This is a genomic window from Mycobacterium sp. SVM_VP21, assembly GCA_024758765.1.
Lineage (GTDB): Bacteria > Actinomycetota > Actinomycetes > Mycobacteriales > Mycobacteriaceae > Mycobacterium > Mycobacterium heraklionense_C.
The window spans coordinates 2,347,331-2,359,169 of record CP101406.1 but is presented as its reverse complement, the minus strand read 5'-3'; the positions used below and the strand labels follow the sequence as shown (position 1 = coordinate 2,359,169).

The window sequence follows — 11,839 nt, the reverse complement described above, 5'->3', positions numbered from 1 at the left end:
CAGGTCATTCCTCATAGTGGGCAGCCGTGCCGGGCGGGATCTTGAACGGGTCGGCAGCCTGTCCGGACAGGTTCGCCATCTGGCCGATCAAGAAGTCGGGTGGGTTGAGGACGTCGTGCATGTGCGGCATGTTCGGGTCGAAACCGCCGGTGGTGAAGACCGTCTCACCGAATCGCCGCAGTGTCATGTCGAAGGTGACATAGACGTTGAGGAAGTCACCGCGCACCGCGTTGCGCAGATACATCGAGGGGAAGGGGAATGTCGGGATGAACGGGAGCGACGTCACCAACTCGTTGGCGTTGTCAGCGAAGGCCTTGATGATCGGGTACAGATCCTTGATGTCGGCGGCGAAGTCTTCCTTGGTCTCGCTCATGATCCGCGATCCGACCACGGCCAACCGCTGCAGCGCCCCGAACGCATCGACGATGTTGCTGCGGTTGTCGTTGAGCACCTGCAGTGCCGCCGGCATGGTGTCCAGCGCCCGTGCCAGGCTGGGGGCGCTACGGGCCAGGGTCGCGCCAACCCGATTCAGGCCGTCTGCGGCGGCGATGATGTCGTGCGCCTGGCGGTCCAGCGATGCGGTGAGTTCGGCCAGTCGCGGCACCAGCTCGGCAAAAGTGCCGGCCCGGCCCGCGACGGCAGCATAGGCCTCTTCGGTGATGTCCTGCAGCGCACCGAGATTGCCCTGGTTCACCACCACGCCCAACGACGACAACACCTCTTCGGTGCTGGGGTAGCGGCCGGTCCGGCTGAGCGGAATCTCATCGCCGGCGACGAGGTTACCGACCGGCGGTTGGTCGGTCGGCTCGGCCAGCTCGATGTGCTGAGAACCCAGCAGCGAGGTCTGGGCGACCTTCGCGATGGCATTGGCCGGCAGCTGCACCTGGCCGTCCAGCGACAACTTGACCGCGGCATAGAAGCTGCCGTCGGGCTGTTGCACGGCCCGAATGCCCGAGACACTGCCGACGGTGACATCGTCGACCATCACCGGTGAATTCTGCGGCAACGTGGTCACATCCGGCAGGTGCACGGTGATGCTGTACGAGCCGCGGCCATGGCCCGCGGTTCCCGGCATGTTCAGCGAGTTCAGCCCGCCGAACTGACAACCGGACAACACCAACACCCCGGCGCCGAGTGCCGCACCGCGCCGGCCGACCCGCTGCAGCGCACCGCCAACAGACTTCACGCTCATCCGCCCTCCCGTGGTGCGCCGGCACCGGGCTGGGCCGGTCCGGTCGGGCCGGGCGCCTTGCCCAGCTGCCCCGGCGCGGGGGGCGGCAGGAACAGCGCCGCGACATCCTCGGTGCTCGGCGGCGTGACACCCGGAGCCGGCAACCACTTCAGGTAAGGTACCGGCGTTTGAGCCTTCGCCTCGGTGGCAGGGGTGTCATAGATGATCTGGCCTTTGTAGGCGGTGATCGAGTTGATCGGGTGGAACAGCAGCGGAATGAAGTTCATGGCCCAGCGGCGCATGACCGGTCCCATCCGTTCCTTGCAGATCTCGGCCCGTTTGAAGTTGTCTGGCACAGAACCGATGTCGAAGACGCCACCACAGATGAACTGCACCGGGTTGGCGAAGTCGGGCAGCGACAGCAGGCCGGCGAGCGAGCCCTGAGCCGGGTTGTAGATGTTGTAGAAGTTGACCAGGCCGTGCGGCGTGATGTGTAGGACCTGCTCGAAGTTGTCGCTCTGATCCGACAACATCTCGGTAAACTCCGCCAGCTTGTTGACCTGGGCGATCAACGCGTCGTTGTTGTCGTGCAGGAAGCCGCGCACATCGCGCAGCGCCTGACTGAGGGTGCCCAGCGTGGCGTCGAGGTCGACCGAACTGTCGGCCAGCACTGCCGACACCGCTGCGACGTGGTCGGTGAACTGGACGATCTGCTCGTTGCTGCCCGAGAGCGCGTCCACCAGTACCTGCAGGTTCTTGACGGTGCCGAACAGGTCGGTGCGCGAGTCGCCGAGCCGTCCGGTAGTCGCCGAGAGTTCGCGCAGTGCGTTGCGGAAGGAGTCGCCGTTGCCGTCGAACGTGTCGGCCGCCTGGTTGACGAATGCGCTCAGCGCACCGTTGAGCTTGCCCTGCTCTGGCGCCAACTGGGCACTGAGCTGCGTCAGCTCCTGCTTGACCTCGTCCCACTCGACCGGGACCGCAGTGCGGTCTTCGCCCAGGACTGCACCGTCGGCCAGCTTGTCACCTTCGGTGTAGGCCGGGGCCAGCTGAATGACCCGCGCCGAGACGATGTTCGGCGCCATCAGCACCGCATGCACGTCGGCGGGCAACGGCACGTCCTTGCTCACCGACATGGTGATCTTAACGTTCTCAGCACGCGGCTCGATGGACTCGATGCGGCCGACCGGGACTCCGACCACCCGGACATCGTCGCCTGGGTAGAGGCCCACCGCCGAGGCGAAGTAGCCGGTGATGCGGTAGCTGCGCTGCGCCGGCAGCACCACGTACGCGGCGGCGGCCAACAGTACGGCCAACGCCCCGGCGAGGAGGATGCGTGAAGTTTTGCGCGTCATGGTGACTTCGGCTTAATGATCGTGCGCTCGGAGATCATCCCGCGCAGGTAGTCGGCCAGGCTGTCCGGAAGCTTGCCGGGCTGGAAAAACATGTCGACCATGACCTCCGACATGGTAGGCGGCGGCAGGCCGTACAGGTTGATCTGGAAGCCCGGACCCGAAGCCACCACCTCGCCGAGCGTGGTGGCGTATCCCGGCAGCCGTTCCAGTGCGCCGGCGATCCGGTCCTTGCGCTCGTTCAGGTTGTCCAGTACCAGGTTCAGCTTCTTCAAGGTGGGACTGATCTCTTTTTGGTTATCGGTCACGAATCCGGAAAGCTGTTGGGACACGTCGTCGATGCCACCGATCAGCGCGCCGAGCGCCTGCCGGCGCTCGTCCAGCGCAGCGAAGAGCTGGTTGCCGTCGAGCACCAACTGGTTCACCTGGGCGGCACGCTGATTGAGCACACCGGTGACCACCTGGGCGTGCGTCAGCAACTGACCCAACGCCTCGTCCCGCCGGTTGAGGCTGCGCGACAGGGAAGCCACCCCGTCCAGCGCTCCGCGCAGCTGCGGGGTCGCCTCACGCATGGAGTCGGTGAGCACCTGCAGTGCTTCCTCGAAGCGCGGCTTGTCCAGATCGCGGACATTGCCGCCGAGGTCCTGCAACGCGTTATTGAGCGTGTACGGGGCACGCGTGCGCTCAAGCGGGATCGAAGTCACCGAACCGGAACCGGCGGGACTGATCGACAGCGCCTTCTCGCCCAGCACGGTGTCGGTGCGGATGGCGGCCAGCGACTGGTCCCCCACCCGGACCTTGCGGTCAATGGTGAAGTCCACTTTCGCACTGGCCCCTGCCAGCGCCACCGACTTGACCTTGCCCACCCGGATGCCGGACACCGTCACGTCGTTGCCGGGGATGATGCCGCCGGCGTCGGCGAAGTAGGCGTGATAGTTCTTGCCCTGCGGCCAGAACGGCAAACTGGTGTAGCCGAACGACACCAAGACCAGGCAGGCCACCAGTGCGATGCCCAGCAGACCCGTGCGAACCGGGTTTACGCCGTCAATTCTTGACAGGAGAGCACCTCCCCTTGCTGGTGTCGTTCTGGCCGCCCATGGGCAAGGTGATGTCGCTGCCGGCGGGGCCGTTGAACTTCAGGGCGACCGTGCAGTAGTTGATGTTGAAGAACGAGCCGTAGGCGCCCAGCGCGTTCAGCCGCAGATAGTTCTCTTCCAGCGGGTCGATGACGTCGTTCAGCTCCTGCTTGCGCTTATCCAGCACGGTGGCCAGCGGCCGCGCGTTCTCGATTACGCCCTGCAGCGGCCGCCGGGTGCGGCGCAGGGTGTCGGCGAGGTCGTTCTCGACCGAGGCCAGCGGGCCGATCGCGCCGGCGATCGCGTCTTTGCCCTGAGACAGGCCGGTGATCAGCTGCTGCAGCCGGTCCACGGTGGCGTCGAACTGTTCGCTCTTGTCGTCGACGGTGCTCAGCACTGTATTCAGGTTGTTGATCACGTCGCCGATGAGCTGGTCGCGGGAGGCCAGCGTGGTGGTGAACGAACTGGTGCTGGCCAACATCTGCGTCAACGCACCACCCTGACCCTGCAACAGCTCGATGAGCGCATTGCTGATCTCGTTGATCTTTCCGCCATCCAAGCCCTTGAGCAGCGGGCGCATCCCGCCCAACAGCGCATCCAGGTCCAGGGCGGGCTGGGTGTGGTCGCGGGCGATGGTGCCGCCCGGCGGCAGCTTGCGCAGGTCGCCGGCTCCCGAGGCGATCTCGAGATACCGGTCACCGACCAGGTTCTCGTACCGGATGAGCGCGCGGGTCGAGTCGTAGATCTGGTAGCGCTTGTCCACATCGAAGGTGACACTGACGTTGTTGTCCGGCGTCAACTCGACGCGTTTCACCGTGCCCACCGGAATACCGGCGATCCGCACGTCCTCGCCGCCTTTGAGCCGGGAAGCGCTGGAGAAATCGGCGTGATAGGTGTGGTTCGAGGCGAACCGGAACTCGCCGAACACCACCACCAGACCGGCAGATACCAGCAGCATGGCGACGGCGAAGACGGTGACCTTGATCAAAGTGCTGCGCGGACTCATCAGTATTCATCCCGTTCCGCGAAGGCGCCGTTGAAGAGGAACTGCGCGGTGGAGGGGGCGTCGAACTGGACCTCGGTGTTGGGTTGGAACGGGATGTAGGCGCTGTCGGTCACCAGGAACGGTGAGCGGAACCAGGAGCCGCCGTACTGCTTGCTGGGGATGTCCGGCAAGCCGCGGCAGTTTGGTCCGCCGGTCGCGTTGGCCACCGGGAGGCTCTCCGGGTAGGTGTAGGCCGGTGAGCCCGGGATGAAGCTGGACTGCACGTACAAAGCCGGCTTGGTGCCGCCGATCGAGGGGCCGAACCGCTCCAGTGCCCCTTGAATCCCCTTGAGCAAGCAGCCGAACTCCGGCGAGTACTCGGCCAGCAGGCTACTCATGGCGCGGAAGCGCTGGACACCAGCGATGAAATCGTCAGCGGCCGGGGCGAAGGTGTCGTAGCCGTTGTTGGCCAACCCGGTCGTCGCCAGCAACGCCTTGTTCAGGTTCTCCCGCTGATCGACCAAGGTCTTACTGATCGCGGGGACGTTGTCGAAGGTCGCGGCTAGGTCCGGGGCGGCATCGCCGTAGATGTTGCCGACTATCGCGGTCTTGGCGAAGCCCGTCTGCAACTGGGACAGTTTCGGATTGAACTTGCCCAGGTAGCTGTTCAGCCCGGACAGCAGCGCGCCCAGGTTGTCCCCGTTGCCCCGCAGACCTTCGGCCAGCGCGCTCACCGATCCGTTGAGCTGCACCGGGTCAAGCTTGTCCAATAGGTCGGTCAGCTTCTGGAACAGCGTGTTGACTTCCAGCTGTACGTCGGAGGCCTGGACGTTCGCGCCGTTGCGCAGCGTGGCACCCGAGGGCACCGGCGGCGGCACGAACTCCACCGACTTGGCCCCGAAGATCGTGTTGCCGGCGATATGCACGGCGGCGTTCGACGGGATCTGGTGCATCGCGGAGCTGTCGATGGCCAAAGACAGTTTGGCTTGGTCACCGGAGTACTTGATCGACTTGACCTTGCCGACCTGGATGCCGCGGTACTTGACCTTGGCGTCCTGCTCCATCACCAGGCCGGCGCGCGGTGAGGTGACGGTGACTTTGTCGGTGGAACTGAAGACCGACACATACGACAGGTAGGTGAACACGGTGGCAGCAAGCAGGATCGCACCAAGGACTGCCGCGGCAATCCGCACCTGGGTACGCCTCGAACCCGTTTGCACGTCCACTTCCTTGCTATCCCGAGAGGTTGAAGTTACCGGACCCGCCGTAGACGGCGAGCGAGACGAACAAAGTGATCACGACCACCACGACCAGTGAGGTCCGCACGGCTTGGCCCACCGCGATGCCCACCCCGACGGGACCGCCGGCCGCGTTGAAGCCATAGTTCGTGTGCACCAGCATCACCGCGACCGACATGATGATCGCCTGCAGGAAGGACCACAGTAGATCTGTGGGGATCAGGAACGTGTCGAAGTAGTGGTCGTAGAGGCCCGGTGACTGCGAGTTGATGAACACCGTGGTGGACCGGGCAGCGAAGAACGCGGCCAGCACCGACAGGGAATACAGCGGGATGATCGCGATCAGGCCGGCCACCAGTCGAGTGGACACCAAATACGACACCGCATGGACGGCCATCGATTCGACGGCATCGATCTCCTCGGCCACGCGCATGGCGCCGAGCTGGGCGGTGGTGCCGGCTCCGATGGTGGCGGCCAGGGCGATCCCGGCAACCACCGGTGCCACGATTCGCACGTTGAGGAAGGCGGACAAGAAGCCGGTCAACGCCTCGATTCCAATGTTGCCCAGCGAGGAGAAGCCCTGGACCGCGATCACGCCACCGGAGGCCAGGGTGAGGAAGGTGGCCACCCCGACCGTGCCGCCGATGATGGCCAGCGCGCCGGTGCCCATGGTGATCTCGGCGATCAGCCGGACGGTTTCCTTGCGGTATCGGGTCAGCGCGTTGGGGACGTAGCGGATCGATTCGGCGTAGAACAGGGCCTGCTCACCGAAGTTGTCGACAGCCTTGGGCACCCCGCGGAATATCCGCCGGAACCGCAACGTGGCGTCGTAACTCATTTCACCAACACCCGGACGCTGATCGCGGTCATGACGACGTTGATGACGAACAGACAAATAAAGGCGTAGACGACGGTCTCGTTGACCGCGTTGCCCACGCCCTGGGGGCCGCCCTTGGCGGTCAGTCCGCGGTAACACCCGATCAGGCCGGCCGCCGTGCCGAACAGCAGCGCCTTGATCTCGGCCATCACCAGCTCGCCGAGTCCGGTGAGCACGGTGAGCCCGTTGATGAAGGCGCCGGGGTTGACGCCCTGCAGAAAGACCGAGAACACGTAGCCGCCGACCAGGCCGATCGCACACACCAGGCCGTTGAGCAGCAATGCGACGAAAGTCGACGCCAGGGCCCGGGGTACCACCAGGCGCTGGATCGGGTCTATGCCGAGCACCCGCATCGCGTCGATCTCTTCGCGGATGGTTCGGGCGCCCAGGTCCGCGCAGATGGCGGTCGCGCCTGCGCCGGCGACCACGAGCACGGTCACCACCGGGCCTAGCTGGGTGATGGTGCCGAACGCGGTTCCGGCGCCGGACAGGTCGGCAGCACCGATCTCGCGCAACAGTATATTGAGAGTGAACGCCACCAGCACGGTGAACGGGATCGCAACCAGCACCGTCGGCAGCAGCGACACCCGCGCGATCATCCAGGTCTGGTCAAGGAATTCGCGGTACTGGAAGGGCCGGCGGAACATGGCCCGAAACGTCTCCAGGGACATCTCAACGAACCCGCCCACGGCCCGAGCCGGAACCGTGAGTTGTTCGATCAAGACACGTCCTTCCCTCAGGTCAGGCTTCCGGGGCATCGGTGGTCGCAAAACTGTATCCGGCAACCTCGTTCGATCGGCGTCATTCGTGCAAATTCAGACGCCGCCTCACGTGAGCCGGATCATACTAACTAGAACACGTTCGCAGTGTCAAAGGACACGTTTCACTGAGCGAGACAGGCTATTTCCCCTGTTCACGGCGCATTGTGACCCACGCCTCGCTGTAACGCGTTCTAATTTTGCTCTAATCGCCGGACATGAGTTCGGATGCCGAGAAAGTCCGCGCCGGATCGCGGCCGGCGAAGTAATTGGCCAGCGTGTCGGACAGTCCGGCCGGGTCCCACGCCTGCCCTTCGGCGCTGAACTTACGTTCCACCGTCGGCGCGGCCATCAGGGTTACCTCAGGTCCGTAGACCACGAAAACCTGGCCATTGACCGCAGCCGAGGCCGGGGACGCCAAGAACCGGACCAAGGTGACCACGTGCTCGGGCGACAAAGGATCGACATCTCCCGCAGCGCCTTCCGGGGCCTCACCGAACACATCGGCGGTCATCGCGGTACGGGCCCGCGGGCAGATCGCGTTGGCCGAGACGCCGTAGCGGCTCAGTGCCCGGCTGGCCGAGAGCGTCAGCGCGGTGATCCCCGCCTTGGCCGCGCCATAGTTGGCCTGCCCGACCGGACCCATCAGGCCGGCCTCTGACGAGGTGTTGATGATGCGGCCGTAGATGGCGCCTGCTTCAGCGTCCTTGGCCTTCTGACGCCAGTAGGCAGCCGCATTGCGGGTCAACAGGAAGTGCCCACGAAGGTGCACGGCGATCACGGCGTCGAAGTCGTCGTCGGACATGTTGAACAACATCCGGTCGCGGGTGATCCCGGCGTTGTTGACGACGATGTTCAGCCCGCCCAGGCCGTCGGCGGTGCTGACGAGCTCGTCGGCGGTGGAGCGCTGACTGATGTCACCGGCCACCGGCACGCCCTTACCGCCGGCGGCGGCGATCTCGTCGATGACGTCGGAGGACTCCAGCGCCGGCGCGATGTCGTTGACGACCACCGTCGCCCCGGAGCGGGCCAACCCGATCGCCTCTGCTCGGCCCAGGCCGGCGGCCGCGCCGGTCACCACTGCGACTTTGCCGGTCAGGTCGATCGTGTTGTCAGTCATGTACGCCGCTCCTTATGCGTCGCCGGCGCACTCGTCGTCACCGGCGGTTATGAATACCTCTAGTCGTTGCCCGTGGGAGGCTAGTCGTCGACGCGGCGCAGCGCGGCCCGCGGGCACTCGGCGATGGCCTGCTCGGCGTGGGCTTCCCGGTCAGCCGGGACCGGGGCGAGCTTGACCTCTGCCTGCTCGTCATCGTTCAGATCGAACAGGTCGGGGTCGATTCCGACGCAAATCGCGTTGCCCTCGCAACGATCCAGATCTACCTCAACTCGCATGACATTCTCCTGTAAAAGCCCTGCGCCGACCGAGCGTTTCCGGCCGCCGTCATCCACTAGTGTCACCATACGATCCGACAGCTTCCAGACACGAGCCGCTAGGGCCGTTGGACCCCGGGACTAGAACGTGTTACAACGGGCTGTCGAACCAGAATCTTATCGTGACACCGATCACCAGCGAAGGACTCCCCCGATGCAGATCAGCTACACGCCGGCCCAAGAAGAGCTGCGCAGCGAACTGAGGTCCTACTTCACCACGCTGATGACGCCGGAGCGTCGTGAGGCCCTCAGCTCGACCCAGGGCGAGTACGGCACCGGCAACGTCTACCGCGAGACCGTGGCCCAGATGGGGCACGACGGTTGGCTGACGCTGAGCTGGCCGAAGGAGTACGGCGGCCAGGCACGTTCGCCGATGGAGCAGCTGATCTTCACCGACGAGGCCGCGATCGCCGGTGCCCCGGTGCCGTTCCTGACCATCAACAGCGTCGCGCCGACCATCATGGCGTTCGGCACCGAAGAGCAGAAGAAGTTCTTCCTGCCCAAGATCGCCGCCGGCGAGCTGCACTTCGCGATCGGCTACTCGGAGCCGGGCGCCGGCACCGACCTGGCCTCGCTGCGCACCACCGCGGTACGTGACGGCGACGACTACGTGATCAACGGCCAGAAGATGTGGACGTCGCTGATCGCCTACGCCGACTACGTATGGCTGGCGGCCCGGACGAACCCGGAGGCCAAGAAACACCGCGGAATTTCTATGCTCATTGTGCCCACGAGCGCCGAGGGCTTCTCCTGGACCCCGGTGCACACCATGGCCGGCCCGGACACCAGCGCCACCTACTACCAGGACGTGCGGGTCCCGGTGACCAGCCTGGTCGGCGAAGAGCACGCGGGCTGGAAGCTGGTGACCAACCAGCTCAACCACGAGCGCGTTGCCCTGGTCTCGGCGCAGCCGATCCTGCTGGCTCTCGAAGAAGTCCGCGAGTGGGCACAGAACACCAAGGACGCGCACGGCAACCGGATCATCGACTCGCAGTGGGTGCAGCTCAACCTGGCCCGGGTGCTGGCCAAGGCCGAAGTGCTCAAGCTGATCAACTGGGAGCTGGCCTCAACTGACAAGGCCGCGCCGTCCCCGGCGGACGCCTCGGCGGCGAAGGTGTTCGGCACCGAGTTGGCCACCGAGGCCTACCGCCTGCTGATGGAGGTGCTCGGCACCGCCGCCACCGTGCGTCAGGACTCCCCCGGCGCACTGCTGCGCGGTCGGGTGGAACGGATGCACCGGGCCTGCCTGATCCTGACCTTCGGCGGCGGCACCAACGAGGTGCAGCGCGACATCATCGGCATGGTCGCCCTGGGCCTGCCCCGTAATCGCTGACCTAATACCCAAGGACTTTGGAGGCAAGTACTCATGGACTTCACCACTACCGAAGCATCTGACGACCTTTCGGGTCTGGTCGGCACCATCGTGGACGCGGTGTGCACCCCGGAGCGCCAGCGTGAGCTCGACGCGTTGGAGCAGCGCTTCGATACCGAGCTGTGGCGCAAGCTGATCGACGCCGACGTGGTGTCCAGCGCGGCGAGCGAGTCGCTGGGCGGCGGCGGGTTCGGTGTGCTGGAGCAGACGGCGATTCTGACCGCGCTCGGCCGTCAGCTGGCCGCGGTGCCCTACCTGGAGTCGGTGGTGCTGGCCGCCGAGACGCTGGCCAAGTTCGGCTCCGCGGAGCTGCAGCAGGCCTGGGGCGCCCCGGCCGTGGCCGGCGAGAAGATCCTCACCGTCGCGCTCGACGGCGACATGGGCGAGGGCCCGGTTCGGGCGGCCGCCGCCGGTGATGGCTTCCGTCTCACCGGCACCCGCACCCAGGTCGGTTTCGCTTCGGTCGCGGACGCGTTCCTGGTGGCGGCCGAAACCGATTCCGGCTCAGCGGTGTTCCTGGTCGCCGCCTCCGATCCCGGCGTGACGGTGACCTCGCTGGCCACCACCGGACGGGGCAGCGTGGGCCACTTGGAGCTGGCCGGGGTCGAGGTGGAGGCCGGTCGCCTGATCGGTGGCGCCGAAGTGCTCGACCACCTGAGCAGCGTGGCGGCCCTGGGCCACAGCGCCTACCAGCTGGGCGTGCTGGAGCGCGGCCTGGCCCTGACCGCCGAATACGCCCGTGAGCGCGAGCAGTTCGACAAGCCGATCGGCAGCTTCCAGGCGGTGTCGCAGCGGCTGGCCGACGGCTACATCGACGTCAAGGGGCTGCGGCTCACGCTGACGCAGGCGGCGTGGCGGGTCAGTGAGGGACTGCCCGCGACCACCCAGGTGGCCACCGCCGCATTCTGGGCGGCCGAGGCCGGACACCGGGTGGCGCACAGCATCGTCCACATTCACGGCGGGGTCGGCATCGACATCGACCACCCGATCCACCGCTACTTCCTGGCCGCCAAGCAGACTGAGTTCGCAGTTGGCGGCGCCACCGGGCAGCTGCTGGCGATCGGCCGCGAGCTGGCCGAAACCCCGGCCTAGCTAGCTTCAGCGGTTCAGCGCATCTCCGAACGTCACCTTGAACCCGGGGATGTCCGACAGCGGCACGGTGGCGTCGTAGGTGCGCTGGTAGCCGGTGGAGCTGATCTTCCAGCCGTCGGCGGTACGCCGGTAGGTGTCGTGGTAGAACGCCGCGCCGATCAGCATCAGGTTGGCGTCGGGCACGATCACCCGGTCCTGCAGGTACCAGATGCCGCTCGCGGAGTCCGGGCCGGTAAGGGTGATCTCGGGATGGTTGACCCGGTGTTCGCTGATCAGGTTCGCCGGCATGACGGTGCGCATGAACGTCACCAGCGAGTCGCGATCGGCGAACTTGTGGTCGCTGCCCATCGATTTGCCGTAGTCGGCGCTGACGTCTTCAGTCAGCGTGTCCGCGAAGTCGTCCCAGTGCTTGGTGTCCAGCGCTCGCAGGTAGCGGTACTTGACTTGCTTGATGGCTTCTATGGCTTGGTGCGAATCAGTCACCGCT

General features: G+C 65.7%; 12 protein-coding genes. 2 read left to right on the top strand and 10 right to left on the bottom strand.

Annotation, left to right across the window (positions count from 1 at the left end; all coding sequences use genetic code 11):
- Window positions 1-4: 4 nt before the first annotated feature.
- From NM962_10815 to NM962_10775, 9 genes are all read right to left on the bottom strand, one after another.
- Window positions 5-1,192: an MCE family protein gene (locus NM962_10815; GenBank protein UVO14433.1), complete on the bottom strand. Its 1,188-nt coding sequence runs from the start codon at window positions 1,190-1,192 to the stop codon at window positions 5-7.
- Window positions 1,189-2,523 (bottom strand): MCE family protein, encoded by a 1,335-nt coding sequence (locus NM962_10810; GenBank protein UVO14432.1) that lies wholly within the window; start codon window positions 2,521-2,523, stop codon window positions 1,189-1,191. The genes NM962_10815 and NM962_10810 overlap by 4 nt, the downstream gene beginning before the upstream one ends.
- The gene (locus NM962_10805) at window positions 2,520-3,578 is read right to left on the bottom strand and encodes a virulence factor Mce family protein (GenBank protein ID UVO14671.1); all 1,059 of its coding nucleotides are present in this window, start codon (window positions 3,576-3,578) and stop codon (window positions 2,520-2,522) included. The genes NM962_10810 and NM962_10805 overlap by 4 nt, the downstream gene beginning before the upstream one ends.
- Window positions 3,565-4,602, bottom strand: coding sequence for an MCE family protein (locus tag NM962_10800; protein ID UVO14431.1), 1,038 nt, complete (start codon window positions 4,600-4,602; stop codon window positions 3,565-3,567). Before NM962_10800 ends, NM962_10805 begins: the two co-directional genes overlap by 14 nt.
- On the bottom strand, window positions 4,602-5,801 hold the full coding sequence (locus tag NM962_10795) for an MCE family protein (protein ID UVO14430.1): 1,200 nt from the start codon (window positions 5,799-5,801) through the stop codon (window positions 4,602-4,604). The genes NM962_10800 and NM962_10795 overlap by 1 nt, the downstream gene beginning before the upstream one ends.
- A 13-nt stretch (window positions 5,802-5,814) precedes the next feature.
- Window positions 5,815-6,657 carry an ABC transporter permease gene (locus NM962_10790; GenBank protein ID UVO14429.1) on the bottom strand — a complete coding sequence of 281 codons (843 nt, stop codon included), beginning with the start codon at window positions 6,655-6,657 and terminating at the stop codon, window positions 5,815-5,817.
- The gene (locus tag NM962_10785) at window positions 6,654-7,418 is read right to left on the bottom strand and encodes an ABC transporter permease (protein ID UVO14428.1); all 765 of its coding nucleotides are present in this window, start codon (window positions 7,416-7,418) and stop codon (window positions 6,654-6,656) included. Before NM962_10785 ends, NM962_10790 begins: the two co-directional genes overlap by 4 nt.
- A gap of 241 nt (window positions 7,419-7,659) precedes the next feature.
- Entirely contained in the window at window positions 7,660-8,574 is a 915-nt protein-coding gene (locus tag NM962_10780) for a 3-oxoacyl-ACP reductase (GenBank protein ID UVO14427.1), read from the bottom strand.
- Between the two features lie 80 nt (window positions 8,575-8,654).
- Entirely contained in the window at window positions 8,655-8,849 is a 195-nt protein-coding gene (locus tag NM962_10775) for a ferredoxin (protein UVO14426.1), read from the bottom strand.
- 193 nt (window positions 8,850-9,042) lie between these two features.
- Here NM962_10775 and NM962_10770 point away from each other — a divergent pair, with 193 nt between their 5' ends.
- Together NM962_10770 and NM962_10765 are read left to right on the top strand one after the other, a co-directional pair.
- On the top strand, window positions 9,043-10,221 hold the full coding sequence (locus NM962_10770; protein UVO14425.1) for an acyl-CoA dehydrogenase family protein: 1,179 nt from the start codon (window positions 9,043-9,045) through the stop codon (window positions 10,219-10,221).
- Window positions 10,222-10,254: 33 nt separating this feature from the next.
- On the top strand, window positions 10,255-11,352 hold the full coding sequence (locus tag NM962_10765; protein ID UVO14424.1) for an acyl-CoA/acyl-ACP dehydrogenase: 1,098 nt from the start codon (window positions 10,255-10,257) through the stop codon (window positions 11,350-11,352).
- Between the two features lie 6 nt (window positions 11,353-11,358).
- On the opposite strand, the gene NM962_10760 is transcribed toward NM962_10765, so the two are convergent.
- A complete protein-coding gene (locus NM962_10760; GenBank protein ID UVO14423.1) occupies window positions 11,359-11,835 on the bottom strand; it encodes a nuclear transport factor 2 family protein in 477 nt (158 codons plus the stop codon).
- Window positions 11,836-11,839: the final 4 nt, after the last annotated feature.